The organism is Kitasatospora sp. MAA4 (assembly GCF_029893355.1).
Taxonomy (GTDB): domain Bacteria; phylum Actinomycetota; class Actinomycetes; order Streptomycetales; family Streptomycetaceae; genus Kitasatospora.
On record NZ_JARZAI010000005.1, the window covers coordinates 318611 to 337952 of the forward strand.

The window sequence follows — 19342 nt, forward strand, 5'->3', positions numbered from 1 at the left end:
CCTTCCCGCCCTGGCACATCCGCGTATACAACAACTGAGGGCAGGTCACCTTGAGATGAGCGGGGATTATGAGCGACAACCAACCTCCGGGGTACGGCTACCCGTCAGACCCGCAGAACCCGTACGGCCAGCAGCCCCCGCAGGGCGTGCCGCCGCAGAACCCGTACGACCAACCGCCGCAGCAGCCCTACGGCTACCCGCAGCAGCCGCCGGCCGAGCCCGGCTACGGCACCCCGCCGCCCGGCTACGGCCAGCAGCCTCCGCCGCAGCAGCCCTACGCCTACCCGCAGCCGGGCCCGGGCCAGGCTCCCTACGGCCAGCCGCTGTTCGGCGCCGGCGGCCCGCCCTGGCTGGCGACCCCCGGCCAGTACGGCGGCCCGCCCCGGACGATGGCCACCGCCGGTGACCGCTTCCTGGCCCGGCTGATCGACGTGGGCGTCCTGATCATCCCGCTGTACGTGATCGACTTCGTGATCGCCAGCAGCCTGGGCGTCATCTTCTCGAGCGTCATCGGCGCACTGATCGTGTTCGGCTACGAGGCCGCGATGATGCTCACCCAGAACCAGCAGACGGTTGGCAAGAAGGTGATGAAGATCCGGGTGGTGTCGCTGGCGCACGGCGCCCGCCCGGTGGACAACGACCTGTGGATCCGCGCAGCCGTCTACGGCCTGCCGCAGGCGATCTACTGCCTGGGCAGCCTCTTCTCGATGCTCGACTGCCTGTGGCTGCTCTGGGACAAGCCGTTCCAGCAGTGCCTGCACGACAAGGCCGCCAAGACCGTGGTGGTCAAGGAAGCCTGAGCACAGAGGTTCTGAACATGCCGGCCGGACCCACAGGGTCCGGCCGGCATGCTGTCACGGTGCCCTCAGCCGCGCCGCAGCCGCCGCGTGAGGACAAAGCCCAGCGCCAGGACAGGGATGGCGATGAGCGCGACCCACGCATAGAGGCCGGCTGAACTGCCGTCATTGAGTGAGGCCCCGGAAGCGTGCTCGACGAGGTACGGAAGGGCGAAGAGCAGAACGGCGACTCCGCCGGCCGCAGCCCGGTACGGGGTCGGGCGACGCTTGCCGCCGGCGCTCACAGCGGCGGCCAGGACAGCAGCAGCGTTGAGTACTCCGGCTGCGATCATCATGATCGTCATCGATACCTCACTCTCGAATACGACTACTTGCAGTAGCCGTCGCCGGCCTTACCGCTGTACATGCCGACAGTGCTGGCAGTGCTGACCTTGACGCACTGACCGTGGTTGATGGCGATGTTCGCAGCGGCCGTCAGCGCGATCCCGGAGACGGTGAGAGGCGTCACCTTGGTGACGGCGCCGAGGATCGCCACAGCCGCCCCGGCTCCGAGGGCGAGGTCCTTCGTCTCGCTCTTGTTGAAGTAGATGGTCCCGGTGATGATGCCCCAGGTGTAGTGGGGGTCGGCCACGACGGGGAAGCTGGTGTCACTGTTGAACGCGACCGTCTGGACGAGGGTGTCACCGTCGATCCGGTAGCTGGTCTGCACCGGCTTTCCGACAGCGTCCTTGGCCCACGGGGCGGAGAACGCACCCAGGCGGCCACCGTCCTTGACCACGGCCACGCTGCCATCGGCCTGGGCTTCGGCAGTGGCGCCCTGCGGCAGAGTGAGCGGGAACCGGTACTCCCGGGGCGCGTCCGCATCCTTGATCGTGACCAGTGCGCGAATACCGTCATCGGTGGGCTGAACAGCCAGATCCGCGCCGTCGGCCGCCGCGTTCGGATAGGTGACGGTGCCCTGGCCGCTCTTCACTCCGTTGACGGACCCCGTCGCCGGCAGCGTGAAACTGACCTGGTCGCTGGTCCCTGCCGCGGCAGTGACCAGGCCGGTGGCAGTGGTCGGCGCCGTGGCTCGCGCCGAGTCCGGGGCGAGGTCACCAGTGCCGGTCGCCTGCTCGACCACGCGAACTGCCTGCCCAGCCGACGTCTGGGGAGCATCGGCATATGCGGGGACGGAACTCAGGAGCAGTGCGCTTCCCAGCGTAGCCGCAAAAGCGGAAATGGCAGCCTTCTGGCGACGAATTATCACGAATCTTACCTTCACTAAGCGAATTGAAAAATTGCCTCGAGTACATTCGGTGGCAACAGGAGAAAGCTATCGCACCCCACCCTCAGAGCAATTGTTTATGCAGAAGTCTTGAGCAAGATCTGAGGTCCGAAGGAATTCGCAGAATTATTGCCCCCCAATGGCGGATAGACCGCCGGGCAAGTACCCGCTGATCGGCGGTTGAGTCCCCGCCGATCAGCGGGTACTCACGCTGCGGTCGGGTGCAGCCTCTATTTTGAGGTGACGACGTCGTGACCGTAGGCGGTGACCCTGAGGATCACCGACTTGAGGCCGTACTGCCCCCTTGCCCTGCCAGGCGATGTCGAGCACGGTCCTGGCCAGGCCGGCGTGCGGCTCCGGGGAGCTGACGCAGGCGTGCGGATTGTGCGGGACCCCGACAGGGCGACGGCGCCCGCGGCGGCCGGAAGGCTGGTGGCGATCATGGTGGCGACGGGGGCCAGGGGCGCTCTGGTGCATGTCACGCCGCTCTATGTGCGGACGTACCCACCCAAACGGGCAGGCCACTCGACGCGGTCCTCCGGACGACGGACAACCACCGCAGGCACAGAAGCCCCGTTTGCTTGTCATCGTATGCCCAGGGAGGCACCCAGATCAGCCCTCGCAGGCCACAAAACGGCCTGGAATCATACAAGATGATAGACCATCAGAACAGCACAACTGCTGTACCGTTCCCAGTAGATGAGTAGGAACGGAGAGAGCAGATGTCCAAGCCGAACAGTGACCACACGGGGAAGCGGATCGCGAATCTTCGCAAGCTGCGTCGCCTCACCCAGATCCAGCTAGCCGACCAGGCGCTGATCTCGCACAGCCTCCTGTCGAAGGTGGAACAGGGGGTAGTGCCGGCCAGCCCCTCCCTCCTGGGCGCCCTCTCCCGGGCTCTTCGCGTGCCCGCCACCGACCTCGTCGGCCAGCCCTACCTGACCGAACTTCGTCAGGATGAGCTGGATGTCCTGATCCAGCCGATTCGTGACGCGCTCGACCTCTACGATCTGGGCCCTGTTCCCGGTGTTCAGCCAGGCACACTGGCCGAGCTGCACCAGAAGTCCGAGGAACTGTGCGCAAGGATGCGCCAGACGGATCTCAAGCGCGTCGCGAGCGAGCTGCCCGCGATGATCGCGAAGGTCACGACCTTCTGCTATCTACACCCGAGCGACGCCGCGTGGCGCACCCTGACATCGCTCTATCGGACCGCGTACGACGTCGCCACCAAGCTCGGATACCCCGACCTGAGTGTGATCGCGCTGGACCGGCTGGAATGGACGGCTCAGCGCGCGAGCGACCCGGTGTGGGCCGGCATTCGCCAGTACCTGCGGACCCTCGCCTACATGCGCTCCAGCCTGCCCGCCGTCGGTCAACGTCTCATCGAGACCGGCTTCGCCCACCTGGCACAGGCCCCGACCGGGCGTGAACGCGATGTCGCGACCGGACAGCTGCACCTCGGCGCCGCAGTCGTAGCAGCGCGCGGCAAGGACGAGGCGGCGGCACTGCTGCATATCGATGAAGCGCGGCGGATCGCAGCCCTCACGGGACCAGCAGACGAGGTGCACTGGCTCAGCTTCAGCCCGACGAACGTGGAGGTGCACCACGTCGGCGTCCTGGTCGACCTCGACCAACCCGGCGAGGCCGTGGAGAGGGCACACGGCGTTCGCATCCCTGACGACTGGCCGCGCTCCCGAGTCGCCCACCACTACTCGGAGGTGGCTCGGGCCGAGCTTCTGACGGGCAAGACCGATGACGCGCTGGCGAGCATGCTCAAGGCGCGAAAGGTGGCCCCCCAGCAGACCCGCTATCACCCAACCTCGCGCGACACCATCTCCGGCCTGCTGTCAGCCCGCCGTTCCGTCCCGGACTCCTTGACCAACCTGGCTCACTGGGCTGGAGTCTGACGGCACGTCAACTGGTCTGGACTATCAAAAATCCTTGATAGTTCAGACCTTTTTTCACTGCCACACTCGTAACCGTCAGCAGCGAAGCGGCTACGGAGAGATCATCATGCGGAGAAGTGTCGCAGTGAGACGGGACCGATTCGCAGTCCTTCTACCGCGTGACCCGTCTTCGGCCAGGGTCGGGCGCCTGCGCGTAGCCGGCGCGCTGGACCGCTGGGAACTCGGGATGACCGACGACGAGCAGGACAGTGTGATCGTCGTCGCCTCCGAGCTGCTGACCAACTCGATCCACTACAGCGACAGGCCGACGGTCGCTGTCGTCATGTTCACCGAATACCGGCGAAGCGGGCTCGTGCTGACCTTCGAGGTCTACGACGGGAGCACTGTCTTACCGCTGCCACGTGCCGCGAACGCGACCGACGAGGGGGGACGCGGCCTGAGCATCGTGGACCGGTTGGCAAGCCGCCACGGAAGCGAGCAGACCCCCTCGGGCAAACGGGTGTGGGCGCAGTTCGATCTGCCATCAGCGGGCGCCCGCTATCGAGCGGGCCTGGCCCGACGCATCCGCGCCATAGCTCCGCGCCCAACTCTCCACCGTCAGACCCACGAAGACCACGATCCACTCGGATACGCGTGGACCGCCCGGCGACGGGATCCTGCAGTGGCGCCGCCGGGTCCGTTCCCCGAATGACTTCCCCGCCTCCCCCGGCGGGAAGCTCGGCTGCATCTCGCCGGTGTCTGGCGAAGCCGAGAAGAGAAGTGCGTCGACGAGAGGAAAACATGAGCGAGAACCTGTACGACCGCCCGGTGGCCGGTCCGTTCGCGGCGCTGTGCGGCGGCGGTACCAACGACGGCTCGATGGAGGACTGCATCAGCCTCGCCGAGCTGACCGGAGGTGGCTACGCCCTCGGCGACACCAAGCCCGAGGGATCCGGCCGCGAGCTGCGCATGAGCCGCGAGGAGATCACCAGCTTCGCCGAGGCGTGGCTCGCGCAGGAGCGGCAGGCCTGACGAAGCGCAGCACCGCAAGCGTGGGGCGCACCGGCTTTCCCGGGGCGCCCCACCCCATCCCCTCAGCCCTCTAGGAGAGCGCTCGATGTCGTTGAGGTCTCTGATCGACAACCCTGATGAAGTGCTGGCCAGTTGGCCGCGCGAGCCGAGACGCTACCGTCGCGACCCCGCCTCTTTCGAGCATCTTCTGACGCTCGCCGATGTGGACCAGCTGATTGACTCCGGCTGCGTGGCCACCCGCAACGTTTCGTTGCTCAAGGACAGCAAGATCCTGGAGCGGTACACATACGCCGACGGGGACATGCCGCGCCGGGGAGCACTCCGCGAACATCTCGACAGCGGCGGAACGATCTCGTTGCGTGCGCTGGAGACACTCGTCCCCTCGATCGCCCAGCTCTACCGCGACCTTCAGAACGAGACCGGGTACGGCGTCCACGTCAATGCCTACCTGACGCCGGCCGGCGCGCAGGGCCTCAAGTATCACTACGACCCGTACGTCACGCTGATCCTGCAGTTGGCCGGCAGCAAGGCCTGGCCGGTGCACGACCCGTTCGTGACGAATCCGGTCAGGGAGTACGGGTCGTACCACACCAACGGCTTCACCGATGAGCAGCTGCAGTTCCTGGCGAACACCCCGCCGAAGGCGACGTACACCCTGAAGCCCGGCGATGTGTTCTGGCTGCCGCGCGGGTACGTCCACTCCCCCTACACCGTCGGTGACGAGCCATCCCTTCACCTGACGGTGGCGTTCAAGGAGCGCACGTATCACTGGCTGGCCCAGCAGCTCGCCGAGGAGGTACTGGCGCAGGCGCTGGTGGACCCCTCGATGCGTGAGGAGGTGCAACCCGTCGCCGTCACCGCGGACCCGAGTGACGCGATTCAGCAGATGCGCGTGTACCTGATCGGAGCACTGATCAAACTGGATGCCGAGGAGGCCGCCACGCGGGTCATGGAGGCGGCACGCCGACCCGTCTGACAGCTCCCGCCGGGCTCGGAAGCGTGGCCGGGCTCCGTCCGCCGGGCCCGTTATGGTTGATACTCCGGCGGTGAATGAGGAGACGGAGACCCCCTGTGCCAGACGGCTTTGTGCACCTGCACGTTCACACTGAGTACTCGATGCTCGACGGAGCAGCGAAGAACGGTAAGTTGTTCGCCGAGGCTGAGCGGCAGGGCATGCAAGCCATCGCGATGAGCGACCACGGCAACATGTTCGGAGCCTACGAGTTCTTCCAGAAGGCCAAGGGCAGCCCGGTCAAGCCCATCATCGGCATCGAGGCGTACCTCGCTCCAGGGTCGCGCTTCCACAAGAAGCAGGTGTTCTGGTCCCCTGGCGGCAAGCGGCCCAACACGGACGGTGAGGGCGGCAAGGACGTCTCCGGTGGCGGCCGCTTCACCCACATGACGATGTGGGCGGAGGACGCGTCCGGTCTGCGCAACCTCTTCAAGCTCTCCTCCCTCGCGTCGATGGAGGGCTACTACGGCAAGCCCCGAATGGACCGCGAACTCCTGGCCCAGCACGCCGGTGGGATCATCGCCACCACTGGCTGCCCCTCGGGCGAGGTGCAGACCCGGCTGCGGCTGGGCCAGTACGCGGAGGCGATCGAGGCTGCCTCTACGTACCGGGACATCTTCGGGAAGGAGAACTTCTTCCTGGAGCTGATGGACCACGGCCTCGGAATCGAGCGGGATATCCGGGCCGACCTGATGCGCCTGGGCAAGGAACTCGGGCTCCCGCTGCTGGCCACCAACGACTCGCACTACGTCACCGAGGACCAGGCCGACGCCCACGACAGCCTGCTCTGCGTCGGCACGGGCAAGAACAAGGACGACCCGGCCCGACTCCGCTTCGCCGGGTCCGGCTACTACATCAAGACCGCCGAGGAGATGCGCGAGCTGTTCCGCGAGCTCCCGGAGGCCTGCGACAACACCCTCGCGATCGCCGAGCGCATCCAGCCCTACGACGAGGTCTTCAACTACGTCGACCGGATGCCGCAGTTCGACGTCCCGGAGGGCGAGACCCAGGCCTCGTTCCTGCGGCAGAAGATCGCCGCCGGCCTCCAGCACCGCTACGGGGACAACCCGAGCCAGGAGGTGCTGGACCGGGTCGAGCTGGAGATGGGCGTCATCTCCCCGATGGGCTTCGACGCCTACTTCCTCGTGGTCGCCGACATCTGCCAGTACGCCCGCGACAACGGCATCCCGGTCGGCCCGGGCCGTGGTTCGGCGGCCGGCTCGATGGTCTCCTACCTGACCCGGATCACCGAACTGGACCCGCTGGAGCACGATCTCCTGTTCGAGCGGTTCCTGAACCCCGAGCGCATCAACCCCCCCGACGTCGACATCGACTTCGACGACCGCCAGCGCGACCAGATGGTGCGTTACGTCACCGACAAGTACGGCGAGGCGTACACCGCCCAGGTGAACACCTTCGGCACCATCAAGGCCAAGGCCGCCGTCAAGGACGCCAACCGGATCCTCGGCTACCCCTTCGCGATGGGCGACCGGATCACCAAGGCGATGCCGCCGGACGTGATGGGCAAGGGCGTCCCGCTGGCCGACCTGTTCAACGAGAAGCACCCGCGCTACAACGAGGGCACCGAGATCCGGGCGCTCTACGCGAACGAGCCCGACGTCAAGAAGATCATCGACACCGGTCTCGGCATCGAGGGCCTGATCCGCGGCACCGGCGTGCACGCCGCCGCCGTCATCCTCTCCTCCACCCCGCTGCTCGAACTCGTCCCGCTGCACAAGCGGGACAAGGACGGCGTGATCATCACCGGCTTCGACTACCCGTCGTGCGAAGCCATGGGCCTGATCAAGATGGACTTCCTGGGTCTGCGGAACCTGGGCATCATCGACCACTGCATCAAGATCGTGAAGTCCAACCGCGGCATCGACGTCGACATCGAGAAGATCGCGCTGGACGACCCCACCACCTACGAACTGCTGTCCCGGGGCGACACCCTGGGCGTCTTCCAGCTCGATGGCGGCCCGATGCGCGCGCTGCTCAAGCTGATGAAGCCCACCGAGTTCGCCGACATCTCCGCCGTCTCGGCGCTGTACCGGCCCGGCCCGATGGGCATGAACTCGCACACCAACTACGCGCTGCGCAAGAACGCCCAGCAGGAGATCATCCCGATCCACCCGGAGCTGGAGGAGCCCCTCAAGGAGGTCCTCGGCCCGACGTACGGCCTGATCGTCTACCAGGAGCAGGTGCAGCGAGCCGCCCAGGTGCTGGCCGGGTACAGCCTGGGACAGGCAGACCTGCTGCGCCGCGCGATGGGCAAGAAGAAGAAGGAGGTCCTGGAGCAGGAGTTCGTCCCCTTCCACGCGGGCTGCAAGGAACGCGGCTACTCCGACGAGGCGATCAAGGCCGTCTGGGACGTCCTGGTCCCGTTCGCCGGCTACGCGTTCAACAAATCGCACTCCGCCGCGTACGGCCTGGTCTCGTACCAGACCGCCTACCTGAAGGCCAACTACCCGGCCGAGTACATGGCCGCCCTGCTGACCTCGGTGGCGGACGACAAGGACAAGATGGCGATCTATCTGGCGGAGTGCCGCCAGATGGGCATCAAGATCCTCTCGCCGGACGTCAACGAGTCCGTGGTCGACTTCACCGCCGTCGGCAGCGACGTCCGCTTCGGCCTGAAGGCCGTGCGCAACGTCGGCGTCAACGTCATCGACTCGCTGGTGGCCACCCGCAAGGCGAAGGGCAAGTACACCTCCTTCGCCGACTTCCTGGACAAGGTCGAGCTGGTGGTCTGCAACAAGCGCACCATCGACTCGCTGATCAAGGCGGGGGCCTTCGACTCCCTCGGCCACACCCGCCTCTCGCTGACCACCGTCCACGAGAACGCGATCGACGCCGTGACCGGCGTCAAGAAGCAGCAGGCGATCGGCCAGGACGACCTGTTCGGCGCGCTGGACACCGGCGAGGACGTGCCGGCCATCGGGCTGGACTTCGAACTGACCGAGCGTGAGTGGCCGCGCCGCCAACTGCTCAGCCTGGAACGGGAGATGCTCGGCCTGTACGTCTCCAGCCACCCGCTGGACGGCGCCGAGCACATCCTCTCGCGCAACCGGGACACCTCGATCGCCGAGCTGATGGGCTCGGGCCGTACCGAGGGCGAGGTCAAACTCGCCGGGCTGATCACCTCGGTGGACCGCCGGATCAACAAGGCCGGCAACCCGTGGGCGATCATCACGCTGGCCGACCGGGACGGCTCGGTCGAGGTGCTGTTCTTCCCCGCCACCTACAACCTGATGTCCGAGCAGATGGTCGAGGACAACGTGGTCTCGGCCCGCGGTCGGCTCAACGAGCGCGACGGCGCCCTGAGCATCTTCGGCCAGGAGCTCAGCACCCTGGACATCTCCTCGGCCGAGCACGGTGGCAAGCCCCCGATCAAGCTGACCATCCAGGAGAAGCGGATCACCCCGCAGCTGACCGCCGAGCTCAAGCGCTCGCTGCGCGCCCACCCGGGCGACGTCCCGGTGCGGCTGCTGATGAAGGGCTCGCAGAAGAGCGTGCTGTTCGAACTCGGCTTCATGGTCAACCCCGACAACGGCGCCTTCGCCAGCGAGATCAAGACCCTGCTGGGCCCGGGCGCCTGGGCCGTCGAGTAACACAGCCGCCCACCCCGTTCTGGTGACGGCTCGTCGCACGCTAGTCTCAGCGCGCGACGAGCCGCGGAGACGCCGCGGCGTGCACCGTCCAGAGGGGGAAACACCATGAGCTACCCGCCACCCACTCCGCCACGCCCCGGCGGCCTGCCCGGCCTCGCGGTGCTGCTGATCGTGGATCTGGTCCTCGAACTGGCCATCCTGGGCTACGACCTGAACCAGAAGGGGATCGGCTACCTGGGCACAGCGAGCGGCTTCACCTACTCGGAGTTCGCGAACGCTCCGGTGGGCTTCTTCGGCTCCGACTTCGCGACCTGCGTGGCGCTGGTCGTCATGATCGTCGCGGGGTTCGGCGGGCGCGGCTGGATCCGGCCCGCCGGGGCGCTGCTGCTCTCGGTGAACGCCTACGGGACGCTCCAGGTGATCACCTCGCAGTTCACCACCCCCGGCAGCAACGCCGACAGCTTCAGCAAGCCGTTCAGCAACCTGCTGCTCAACCTCGACGTGCTCACGCAGATGGTGGTCGCGCTGATCTTCGTGATCGTCGTCGCCGCGACCCGCCGACCGTCGCCGGCCGCGCCCCGGCCCGCGTTCGTACCGGGACAGCCGGGCCCGTACCAGGGCTGGCAGCAGCCGCAGCCGCCCGTCGGCTACGCCCCGCCGCAGCAGGCCGCGTACCCCGCACCGCAGCCCCAGCCGCAGCCTGGTTACGCCCCGCCGCCGCCCCCGCAGCAGCCACCCACCTACGGCTACCCGCCCGCCCCCACCGACGCGCCGCCGGTCCCGTAGGACCGGAGCCTCAGCCCAGTTCGGCCAGGAAGTCCAGCGCCGCGGCCCAGGTCAGCTCCGCCGCCTCGGCGTCGTAGTCGGGCAGCTCGGGGTCGGTGAAGATGTGGCCCGCGCCGCGGTAGCGGTGCACCTCCACGTCGGCACCGGCCTTGCGCAGCCGCAGGTACCAGGCGTTCAGCCAGTCCTCGCTCTCGTACACGTCGGGCTCGGCCACGTGCAGCTGGACCGGCACCGAGGTGGTCGCGTCGTCGCGTACGTCCGAGGTGCCGTGCAGGAGCAGCAGCCCCAGCGCGTTCTCGTCCGCGAGCGCCAGGTTCTGCGCCAGTGCGCCGCCCAGGGAGAAGCCCGCGTAGACCAGCCGCTCGCCGCCGGCCAGCAGCGGGCCCACCGCGCCGACCGCGCGGCGCAGCAGCTCCTCGGTGCCGACCTCCTCGTGGTACGCCATGCCCTCCTCGACCGTCTCGAAGAGCCTGCCGTCGAAGACGTCCGGCACGTGCACCTGGTGGCCGGCCGCCCGCAGCCGGTCGGCCGCGGCGTGCACCGCCGGGCGCAGGCCGTAGGCGGAGTGGAAGAGGACGATCTGGGCCACCGGGTACTCCTGGGGTCAAAGGGGTGAACCCACATGATCTCAGGAGACGACGTCCTTGCGGGCGAAGCCCCGGACCGCCAGCGCCAGCAGGATCACCGAGTACGACAGCGACAGCGTCACCCCCTGCACCATCCCGCCCCACTCCAGGTGCGGCTGCAACGCGTCCGCCCAGGCGTACTGCCAGTGCGCCGGCAGCCACTCGCGCAGGCCGCCCAGCGCCGTGATGGCGTCCAGCACCCCGGTGATGATCGAGATGAACACCGCCCCGCCCACCGCGCCGAGCGGCGCGTCGGTGGCCGTCGAGAGGTAGAACGCCAGCGCGCCCACCACCAGCTCGCCGAGGAAGACGAAGGCGACGGCGATCGCCAGGCGCGGCAGCGCGGTGGAGGCGGGCAGGCTGTCGCCGGTGGGCAGCCGCAGGTCGCCCCAGCCGTACGCCGCCGTGCCCACCGCCAGCCCGACCAGCGGCAGCAGCACGATCGCGGCGGCCGAGAAGAGCAGGCCCACGGTGAACTTGCGGATCAGCAGCCTGGTCCGCGGTACCGGCGCGGCCAGCAGGTAGCGCAGCGAGGACCAGCTGGCCTCCGCCGCGACGGTGTCCCCGCAGAACAGCGCTACCGGGATGACCAGCAGGAAGCCGGTGCCCATGAAGAGCATGGTGGCCGCGAAGTTGGGCCCGGAGGCGGTCGCCAGGTCGATGAAGGTGGTCTGGCCGGGCCGGCTGGGGGTGCCGCCGATCTGGAACGCCACCAGCACCACGAACGGCAGCGCGAGCAGCACCGCCATGATGATCAGCGTGCGGCGCCGGCGCAGCTGGCGCAGCGCCTCGGTGCGCAGCGGCAGCGTGCGGTGCGGGCTGTAGCCGGCCGCACGGTCGCTCTCGAGCACGGGAACACTCACGCTGAGCCTCCGATCAGGGAGAGGAAGGCGTCCTCCAGGCGGCGGTGCGGACCGGCCCGCTCCACGGGGATGCCCAGCCGGACGAGTTCGGCGACCAGCTCACTGGCCGTCATGCCGTCCAGCCGGATCAGCAGCCCGTGCCCGGCCACCTCGGCGGCGCCGACCCCGTCCAGCGTCGCGGCCTTGCCAGCCGCCGCGGTCAGTTCGTCCAGGCCGTACGCGGGGGGTGTGCCGACCAGCAGCAGTTCGCCCGCGCCGACGATCTCCTCGACGGCGCCCGCGCTGACCAGTCGGCCGCGGTCCATCACCACCAGGTGGGTGCAGCTCTGCTCGACCTCGGAGAGCAGGTGGCTGGAGACGATGACGGTCCGTCCGGCGGCGGCGTAGCGGATCAGCACCTCGCGCATCTCGCGGATCTGCGGCGGGTCGAGCCCGTTGGTCGGCTCGTCCAGGATCAGCAGGTCGGGCAGGCCGAGCATCGCCTGCGCGATGGCCAGGCGCTGGCGCATGCCCTGCGAGTAGGTGCGCACGGCCCGGTCCAGCGCCTCGCCGAGGTCGGCGATCACCAGCGCCTCGTCCAGGTGCGCGTCCGCCGCCGGGCGCCCGGTGGCCTGCCAGTAGAGCTTGAGGTTGGCCCGCCCGGTCAGGTGCGGCAGGAAGCCGGCGCCCTCCACGAACGCGCCGACCCGGGAGAGCACCGGCGAACCGGCGCGCACCGGGTGGCCGAAGATCCGGACCTCCCCGGCGTCCGGGCGGATCAGGCCCATCAGCATCCGCAGCGTGGTGGTCTTGCCGGCGCCGTTGGGCCCGAGCAGCCCGAGTACCTGGCCCGCCTCCACCCGGAAGCCCAGCTCCTGGACGGCGTAGCGGTCGGTGGCGCCCTTGTAGCGCTTGCTCAGGCCGGTGATCTGCAACGGCACACCGGCCAGCTCCGGATCCGGCGCATGGTCGCGACGGCGACGGACCAGCGGGAGCAGCAGCAGTGCGGCGATCACCAGGGCGACCACCGGCAGCACCCAGGTCCGGGCGGGCAGCGGGGTGGCCTCGGCGTGCAGTGAGGTCACCGTCGGCACGGTGAGCGGGCCGGCCACCGAGACCTGGTAGGTCGCGGGCTGTACGGGCGAGGCGTAGGCGAGGTCGGTGCTGGAGAGCACCAGGCCCAGCCGGTGTCCGGCGGCGAAGGCGTGGTCGACGGCGGGCAGCGCGATCCGCACCGTCCTGCCGCCGGGCGTGTCAGCGCCGGTGACCCGCAGCGGCGCGGCGAGCTGCTGCGGCAGGGTGCGCTTGCCGTCCGGTCCCAGGTCGTAGACCTTGCCGAAGAGCACGGCGTCCGGCTGGTCGGCGTGCACCTGGACGGAGATCTGCGGACTGCCGGTCAGCTGCACCGGACTGGCCAGCGGCGCGGAGTCGAACTCGGCGTACTGGCCGGGGAAGTCGAGCGAGAGTCCGACGCCCAGGGTGGCGGCCTGCGAGAGGGCGCCGAGGCCGGGAACCGTGGAGATGGCCGGCGGAGCGCCGCCGGGCGGGTTGGCGAAGGTCTGCTGGCCGCCCGTCAGGTCGACCTGGCGGGAGCCGGTGCCGTTCAGTCCCGGGTAGCTGTCGGCGTCGGCGCCGCTCAGCACGGCCTGGAAGCCGGTGGAGTCCACTCCCCCGGTCCGGGTGACCCGGAAGGCCGGTCCGGTGCTGTTGTCCTGCTTCTTCACGTAGTGGTCGAACCAGGCGGAGACCCGGGCGTCCACCCGGTCGCTGGTCTCGGTGCCGCCGTCGTGCCCGCCGGCGAACCAGTCGACGGCCACCGGCGCGCCGTTCGCGGCGACCGCCTTGGCGATGTCGTCGCCCTGGTCGAGCGGGAAAAGCGAGTCCTGCTCGCCCTGGACCACCAGCGTCGGCACCTTCAGCTTCGCCGCCACCGAGGACGGGCTGGACCGGTCCAGCAGCGCGATCGCCGCCGGGTCGGCGTGTCCGGCGGTGGCCACCCGGTTGTACATGTCGCAGAGCTCGGCCGTGAAGCGCCCGCAGCCGACCGGGCCGCCCGCGGGGGTGGTGGCGGGCGCCGGCTTGCCGGTGGTGGAGGCGGTCAGGTCCCCGGCCGAACCGGTGGTGAAGAAGATCCCGGCCCAGAGCTTCTTGAACACCCCGTCCTCGGCCGTGCCGCCCTGGACGCCCTGCGGGAAGAGCGCGTCCGCCAGGTTCCACCAGGTGATCCGGGTGGCGACGGCGTCGATCCGCGGGTCCGCGGCGGCGGCCAGCAGCGAGAGCGCCCCACCGTACGAGGCACCGGTGATCCCCACCCTCGGATCCCCGGGCCCGTCCAGCTGGACCTCGGGGCGCTGCGCCAGCCAGTCGACCAGGTGCCTGACGTCCTGCACCTCGCGGTCCGGCGCGTTGAGCCCGATCTGGCCGGTGGAGTGCCCGAAGCCGCGCGCCGACCAGGTCAGCACCGCGTACCCGGACCGCGCGAGCGTGCGCGCCTCCCCGGCCTCGTCGGCCTTGCTGCCGCCGAAGCCGTGCGCCAGCAGGATCGCCGGGCGCGGGGTGCTGCCGGTGGTGAAGAACGAGGTGTCGATGGACACCTGCTGCGTGCTGCCGGGGGTCTCGGGCATCGACAGGAACTGGTCCTGCTCGCGCACCGGCGCCGCCTCGCCCGCCACGGCCACCGCCGTCCCGAGCCCGACCACCGCGAGCAGCGCGAGCACCGCCGCCACCACCCGCCGGCGCGTCAGCCTGCCGCGCTCACGCCAACGACGCCAAGGGCCACCCAGGTTCATGGATACCGACCCTACCTGTCGAACCTGAGTGCGTGTCACGCCGCAGCCGAGGCGTCACCAATCATCCGAAACCGCCTCCAATCCCCCTATCGTGGTCCCGTGCTCTGGCCACTGCTCACCGTGCTCGCCGTCGTCGCCGTCACCCTGGCAGTCGGCTGGCTGGTCGACCGGGCGCTGCAACGGGCCGGCGCGCGGCGACCCGACGCGCGGGTCTGGGTACTGCTGCGGCGCTGCCGGGTCCCGCTGCAACTGGTGGTGGCGGTCGGCCTGCTGATGGCCGGACGGCCGCTGTCCCGGCTGTTCGACCTGCCGAACCGGGACGTCCAGCACGCTCTGCTACTCGTTCTGATCGCGGCCCTGGGCTGGCTGGCCGTCAGGATCACGGCGGCGCTGCTGGAAGCCGTGCTCAGCCGCTACGAGACGGCGGCCGGCGACCTGTCCCGACTTCAGCGCGTGCACACCCGGATCAGCCTGCTGCGCCGGATGGTCAGCGCGCTGATCGCGGTGGTCACGGTGGCGGTCATGCTGCTGACCTTCGCCGCGATGCGCACGGTGGGCGCCAGCCTGCTGGCCTCGGCCGGACTGATCGGCGTGGTCGCGGGCATCGCCGCCCAGAGCACGCTGGGCAACTTCTTCGCCGGCCTGCAGATCGCCTTCGGCGACACGGTACGGATCGGCGACACGGTGGTGGTCGAGGGGCAGCAGGGCACGGTGGAGGAGATCACCCTCACCTACCTGGTGGTACGGCTCTGGGACTACCGGCGGCTGATCGTGCCGGTCTCCTACTTCGTCAGCAAGCCGTTCGAGAACTGGACCCGCAAGGACCCCGGGCTGCTGGCGGTCGTGCTGCTGCACCTGGACCACACCACGCCGATGCCCGAGCTGCGCGAGCGGCTCAGCGGGATCCTGCTGGACAGCGCGCACTGGGACGGCGACGAGTGGGCACTGCGGGTGGTCGACAGCACCCCGAGCACCGTCGTGGTGCGGGCGACGATGACCGCCCGCAGCCCCGAGGAGACCTTCCTGCTGCGCTGCCAGGTCCGCGAGGAGCTGCTGGCCTTCCTGCGGGACGAGCACCCGGGCGCGCTCCCCCGGATCCGCATCGGCGACGGGCGCTGAGCGCTCAGAAGTTGGTGAGCCGCTCGCCCTTCGCGTCCTGGAGCACGTGATCGACACACACCGCGAGGATCACCAGCAACAGCGCGTCCTGCTGGCTCATCACGTCGACCGCATAGGCGTCCCGGAGGGTGAACCAGCGCCGGGATATGTGCGCGAGCGTGGTGCCCTCGTGCTGGATGTCGAACTCCCGGTCCCAGAAGTTCCCGGCTATCCGCAGCCGGCGCCCGTCGCTGAACTTGACCTTGAAGCGGTCGCCGAACAGCTTGAAGTTCTTCTTGCTGAACCTGGCCAGCACCTGACCGTCGTGCTTGATCAGGATGGTGTGGTGGAAGGTGAACGCCTTCTTGACGATGCTCGCCACCACCGTGCCCCGGGAGTCCACGAAGGCGAAGGTGGTGCGCAGGCGGAACAGCTTCTTGTTGACCCGGTAGAGCTTCTCGCGGTGCTCGCTCTCGATCCAGGCTTCCTCGTGAAACGCGAACATCCGATCGCGCACCAGATAGCGCATGAGGGTCCCCCGTCCAGGTCAGTGGCCTTGTGCCGCCCCAGAGCGTAGTGGGGCGACCTGCCGGACCGGACGGGGGGACTGCTCAGAAGGCCTTCACCATGGTGCGGTGCGCGATGCCCGCGTCGTCGTAGACGGGACCCTCGGCCGCGTAGCCGAGCCGCTCGTAGAAGCCCAGCGCCTGCACCTGGGCGTGCAGCTCGCACTCCCGGGCGCCGCGCTCGCGGCCGGCCTGCTCGATCGCCCGGACCAGCTCCGCGCCCAGCCCGGTACCCCGGGCCGCCCTGACCACCGCGAGGCGGCCGAGCAGCACCCGGCCCTCGACGCCGGTGAGCTCCAGTGCCTCGGCACCGCTGATCAGCCGGGCGGTGCCGAGCGGCGCGCCGTCCTCGCCGACCGCCAGCAGGTGCACCGAGGTGGCGTCGAGCTCGTCGTACTCCAGCTCCGCCGGGACGCCCTGCTCCTGGACGAAGACCTCGAGCCGGACCCGGCGGGCCAGCTCCAGCTCCGCCTCGGTGGCGGCAACCGTGATCGCCATCAGCTCTCCGCGGAGATGACGTCCAGCGCCTTCTGCAGGTCGGCGGCGTAGTCGCTGGTGAACTGCACCCACTCGCCGTCCGCCGGGTGCTCGAAGGCCAGCGAGACCGCGTGCAGCCACTGCCGGGTCAGGCCCAGGCGCTTGGCGAGCGTCGGGTCGGCGCCGTAGGTGAGGTCGCCGACGCAGGGGTGGCGCAGCGCCGACATGTGCACCCGGATCTGGTGGGTGCGGCCGGTCTCCAGCTTGACGTCCAGCAGCGAGGCGGCCCGGTAGGCCTCGATCAGGTCGTAGTGGGTGACCGACGGCTTTCCGGCCTGGGTGACCGCCCACTTCCAGTCGGAGCTGGGGTGGCGGCCGATCGGGGCGTCCACGGTGCCGCTCATCGGGTCCGGGTGGCCCTGGACCAGGGTGTGGTACTTCTTCTCCGTCACCCGGTCGTGGAACTGGCGCTTGAGGTCGGTGTACGCGCGCTCGGACTTCGCGACCACCATCAGGCCCGAGGTGCCGACGTCCAGGCGGTGCACGATGCCCTGGCGCTCGGCCGCACCGGAGGTGGAGATCCGGTAGCCCGCGGCGGCGAGGTGGCCGATCACGGTGGGGCCGGTCCAGCCGGGGCTGGGGTGCGCGGCGACACCGACCGGCTTGTCGACCAGCACGATGTCCTGGTCGTCGTGGACGATGCGCATCCCGTCGACGAACTCGGGGACGATCTGCACCGGCGCGGCGGGCGGCGGCAGCTCGACCTCCATCCAGGAGCCGGCCATCACGCGGTCGGACTTGCCGGCCAGGGAGCCGTCGATCCGGACCTTGCCCTCGGCGGCCAGCTCCGCGGCCTTGGTGCGGGAGAAGCCGAACATGCGGGCGAGGGCGGCGTCGAGACGCTCGCCCTCAAGGCCGTCCGGAACGGGAAGGGTGCGGATCTGCGCAGCGGTACTCACCCGTACGAGTATGCCGCAACGAACTAGTCGGTCTTGGCCGACGACGGCTTGTGGACCGACCCGTCCGGGTTGCTGCCGCGGAACGAGAGCAGCACCACCAGGATGCCGCCGCAGACGATGGCCGAGTCGGCGAGGTTGAAGACCGCGAAGTGCTGGACCGAGATGAAGTCCACCACATGGCCGCGGAAGACCCCCGGCGCGCGGAACAGCCGGTCGGTGAGGTTGCCCAGCGCCCCACCCAGCAGCAGGCCCAGCGCGATCGCCCAGGGCAGGCTGTAGAGCCGGCGGGAGATCCGCCAGATGACCACGATCACGGCGGCGGCGATCAGCGTGAAGACCACCGTCATGGTCTGGCCCATGCCGAAGGCCGCGCCCGGATTGCGGATCACCTGGAGGGTGACCACGTCGCTGATGATCCTGATCGGCGAGCGGCCCTCCAGCTTGGCCACCACGACCAGCTTGCTGATCAGGTCGATGACGTAGGCGAAGAGCGCGACCGAGAAGAGCACGCCGACCCGGCGCCGGCGCAGCGCCGCGCGGGCACCGTCCGCGGCGGTCGCACCGGCCGCGTCATCAGCCTGGGCGGGCTGCACATCGGCCTGCGCGTCGGGCTCGGTCTGAGGGGAACCTGGGGTACTGATGATCCGCTCCGCTGCCATCTGGGGCCGACGTTACGGGGTCGAGCGTACGGCACGCGGTGCACCGGGCCGCCCGGCCCCGTCCGTGCGCCTGCCGTCAGCGGCGTTCCTGCTTGGCCTTGCAGGAGATGCACAGGGTCGCCCGCGGGAAGGCCTGCAGCCGGGCCTTGCCGACCGCCTGGCCGCAGGACTCGCAGACGCCGAAGCCGATGCCCTCCAGCCGGGCCAGCGCGCGCTCGGTCTGGCTCAGCATGTCGCGGGCGTTGTTGGCCAGCGACAGCTCGCTCTCCCGGTTGATGTTCTTCGTCCCGGCGTCCACCTGGTCGTCGCCGGCGCCGTCGTTGGAGTCGCGCATCAGCCCGGTCAGCGCGGCCTCGGCGGCGTCGATCTCGTCCCGCAGGCGCAACAGCTCGCTGTTGAGCTCGGCGTGCAGCTCGGCGACCTCGGGGGCCGTCCAGGAGTCCTCACCCTGGCGAACCGGCAGCTCGGCCGGGTCCACCGACTCCGCGCCGCCCGTCGCCGCCCGCGCCCCGCTGCCCGCAGGGGTGTGATGCCGGCTGGTGCCCGCGCCGCGTCCGGTGGTGGTGCTGGTCTTCCGCCGTGTCGTGGTCACGGAACCCTCCCCTGAGTCGCCTGCCACGGCCTTCCGGGGCCGCCTGGTGGCGGTACCCGCGCCCGTTGCTTTCTCAGCCATGGCTTCGACCCCATCTACGAATGACTCCGGCCGACGGTTCCCGTCGGCCTCTGGTGCCGGAACGATAATCCTGATCGAATCCGGTCACAACGGGACATACCGACGCCTCGCAGCGATGACACCCGGGCAGCCGCTGGCTGCGGCACGCACCCGGGCATTGACAAACCGACAATGACAAGGTTGTGCCCAGATCGTCACTTCCTAACCCCTCGGCGCGGCCGCACGCCGGGGGCGCAAACGGGTTGCCGCCGGTCTGTAGACT

General features: G+C 69.4%; 18 protein-coding genes. 8 read left to right on the top strand and 10 right to left on the bottom strand.

Annotation, left to right across the window (positions count from 1 at the left end; translation table 11 throughout):
• Positions 1 to 68: 68 nt before the first annotated feature.
• Complete coding sequence (locus P3T37_RS09865) at positions 69 to 800, top strand: RDD family protein (RefSeq protein WP_280723107.1); 732 nt, start codon at positions 69 to 71, stop codon at positions 798 to 800.
• Positions 801 to 865: 65 nt separating this feature from the next.
• Here the strand turns inward: P3T37_RS09865 and P3T37_RS09870 are convergent, their stop codons facing one another.
• Positions 866 to 1141 carry a hypothetical protein gene (locus tag P3T37_RS09870; protein WP_280723108.1) on the bottom strand — a complete coding sequence of 92 codons (276 nt, stop codon included), beginning with the start codon at positions 1139 to 1141 and terminating at the stop codon, positions 866 to 868.
• 23 nt (positions 1142 to 1164) lie between these two features.
• The gene (locus P3T37_RS09875) at positions 1165 to 2061 is read right to left on the bottom strand and encodes a hypothetical protein (RefSeq protein ID WP_280723109.1); all 897 of its coding nucleotides are present in this window, start codon (positions 2059 to 2061) and stop codon (positions 1165 to 1167) included.
• Between the two features lie 725 nt (positions 2062 to 2786).
• On the opposite strand from P3T37_RS09875, the gene P3T37_RS09880 reads away from it, so the two are divergent.
• The 6 genes from P3T37_RS09880 to P3T37_RS09905 all read left to right on the top strand — a co-directional run bounded on the left by P3T37_RS09880 (position 2787) and on the right by P3T37_RS09905 (position 10391).
• Entirely contained in the window at positions 2787 to 3971 is a 1185-nt protein-coding gene (locus tag P3T37_RS09880; protein WP_280723110.1) for a helix-turn-helix transcriptional regulator, read from the top strand.
• A gap of 106 nt (positions 3972 to 4077) precedes the next feature.
• Entirely contained in the window at positions 4078 to 4662 is a 585-nt protein-coding gene (locus P3T37_RS09885) for an ATP-binding protein (protein WP_348533227.1), read from the top strand.
• Positions 4663 to 4751: 89 nt separating this feature from the next.
• Entirely contained in the window at positions 4752 to 4982 is a 231-nt protein-coding gene (locus tag P3T37_RS09890) for a DUF397 domain-containing protein (RefSeq protein WP_280723112.1), read from the top strand.
• A 202-nt stretch (positions 4983 to 5184) separates the two neighbouring features.
• On the top strand, positions 5185 to 5958 hold the full coding sequence (locus tag P3T37_RS09895) for a cupin domain-containing protein (protein ID WP_348533225.1): 774 nt from the start codon (positions 5185 to 5187) through the stop codon (positions 5956 to 5958).
• A 95-nt stretch (positions 5959 to 6053) separates the two neighbouring features.
• Entirely contained in the window at positions 6054 to 9605 is a 3552-nt protein-coding gene (gene dnaE / locus P3T37_RS09900; RefSeq protein ID WP_280723114.1) for a DNA polymerase III subunit alpha, read from the top strand.
• A 105-nt stretch (positions 9606 to 9710) separates the two neighbouring features.
• A complete protein-coding gene (locus P3T37_RS09905) occupies positions 9711 to 10391 on the top strand; it encodes a hypothetical protein (RefSeq protein WP_280723115.1) in 681 nt (226 codons plus the stop codon).
• A 10-nt stretch (positions 10392 to 10401) separates the two neighbouring features.
• Here P3T37_RS09905 and P3T37_RS09910 read toward each other — a convergent pair whose 3' ends face one another.
• The 3 genes from P3T37_RS09910 to P3T37_RS09920 are packed head-to-tail and all read right to left on the bottom strand — an operon-like array spanning position 10402 to position 14648.
• Positions 10402 to 10980: a dienelactone hydrolase family protein gene (locus P3T37_RS09910; protein WP_280723116.1), complete on the bottom strand. Its 579-nt coding sequence runs from the start codon at positions 10978 to 10980 to the stop codon at positions 10402 to 10404.
• A 39-nt stretch (positions 10981 to 11019) separates the two neighbouring features.
• On the bottom strand, positions 11020 to 11880 hold the full coding sequence (locus tag P3T37_RS09915; RefSeq protein WP_280723117.1) for an ABC transporter permease: 861 nt from the start codon (positions 11878 to 11880) through the stop codon (positions 11020 to 11022).
• Positions 11877 to 14648, bottom strand: coding sequence for an alpha/beta fold hydrolase (locus P3T37_RS09920; RefSeq protein ID WP_280723118.1), 2772 nt, complete (start codon positions 14646 to 14648; stop codon positions 11877 to 11879). Before P3T37_RS09920 ends, P3T37_RS09915 begins: the two co-directional genes overlap by 4 nt.
• A gap of 99 nt (positions 14649 to 14747) precedes the next feature.
• On the opposite strand from P3T37_RS09920, the gene P3T37_RS09925 reads away from it, so the two are divergent.
• On the top strand, positions 14748 to 15767 hold the full coding sequence (locus P3T37_RS09925; protein ID WP_280723119.1) for a mechanosensitive ion channel domain-containing protein: 1020 nt from the start codon (positions 14748 to 14750) through the stop codon (positions 15765 to 15767).
• Positions 15768 to 15771: 4 nt separating this feature from the next.
• On the opposite strand, the gene P3T37_RS09930 is transcribed toward P3T37_RS09925, so the two are convergent.
• From P3T37_RS09930 to P3T37_RS09950, 5 genes are all read right to left on the bottom strand, one after another.
• Complete coding sequence (locus P3T37_RS09930; protein WP_280723120.1) at positions 15772 to 16275, bottom strand: LURP-one-related family protein; 504 nt, start codon at positions 16273 to 16275, stop codon at positions 15772 to 15774.
• Between the two features lie 82 nt (positions 16276 to 16357).
• Positions 16358 to 16810, bottom strand: a complete 453-nt coding sequence (locus P3T37_RS09935; protein WP_280723121.1) for a GNAT family N-acetyltransferase — start codon at positions 16808 to 16810, stop codon at positions 16358 to 16360.
• Positions 16810 to 17748 carry an RluA family pseudouridine synthase gene (locus tag P3T37_RS09940; protein WP_280723122.1) on the bottom strand — a complete coding sequence of 313 codons (939 nt, stop codon included), beginning with the start codon at positions 17746 to 17748 and terminating at the stop codon, positions 16810 to 16812. The genes P3T37_RS09935 and P3T37_RS09940 overlap by 1 nt, the downstream gene beginning before the upstream one ends.
• A 23-nt stretch (positions 17749 to 17771) precedes the next feature.
• Entirely contained in the window at positions 17772 to 18407 is a 636-nt protein-coding gene (lspA, locus tag P3T37_RS09945) for a signal peptidase II (RefSeq protein ID WP_280723123.1), read from the bottom strand.
• A 76-nt stretch (positions 18408 to 18483) separates the two neighbouring features.
• Entirely contained in the window at positions 18484 to 18999 is a 516-nt protein-coding gene (locus tag P3T37_RS09950; protein ID WP_348533226.1) for a TraR/DksA family transcriptional regulator, read from the bottom strand.
• Positions 19000 to 19342: the final 343 nt, after the last annotated feature.

What these genes read in the sequence shown, in the direction of transcription:
- P3T37_RS09865 (WP_280723107.1), top strand. Translation starts at nt 69, where the DNA reads ATGAGCGACAACCAACCTCCGGGGTACGGCTACCCGTCAGACCCGCAG.
- P3T37_RS09930 (WP_280723120.1), bottom strand. Translation starts at nt 16,275, where the DNA reads ATGCGCTATCTGGTGCGCGATCGGATGTTCGCGTTTCACGAGGAAGCC.
- P3T37_RS09870 (WP_280723108.1), bottom strand. Translation starts at nt 1,141, where the DNA reads ATGACGATCATGATGATCGCAGCCGGAGTACTCAACGCTGCTGCTGTC.
- P3T37_RS09880 (WP_280723110.1), top strand. Translation starts at nt 2,787, where the DNA reads ATGTCCAAGCCGAACAGTGACCACACGGGGAAGCGGATCGCGAATCTT.
- P3T37_RS09920 (WP_280723118.1), bottom strand. Translation starts at nt 14,648, where the DNA reads ATGAACCTGGGTGGCCCTTGGCGTCGTTGGCGTGAGCGCGGCAGGCTG.
- P3T37_RS09885 (WP_348533227.1), top strand. Translation starts at nt 4,078, where the DNA reads ATGCGGAGAAGTGTCGCAGTGAGACGGGACCGATTCGCAGTCCTTCTA.
- lspA (WP_280723123.1), bottom strand. Translation starts at nt 18,407, where the DNA reads ATGGCAGCGGAGCGGATCATCAGTACCCCAGGTTCCCCTCAGACCGAG.
- P3T37_RS09905 (WP_280723115.1), top strand. Translation starts at nt 9,711, where the DNA reads ATGAGCTACCCGCCACCCACTCCGCCACGCCCCGGCGGCCTGCCCGGC.
- P3T37_RS09890 (WP_280723112.1), top strand. Translation starts at nt 4,752, where the DNA reads ATGAGCGAGAACCTGTACGACCGCCCGGTGGCCGGTCCGTTCGCGGCG.
- P3T37_RS09935 (WP_280723121.1), bottom strand. Translation starts at nt 16,810, where the DNA reads ATGGCGATCACGGTTGCCGCCACCGAGGCGGAGCTGGAGCTGGCCCGC.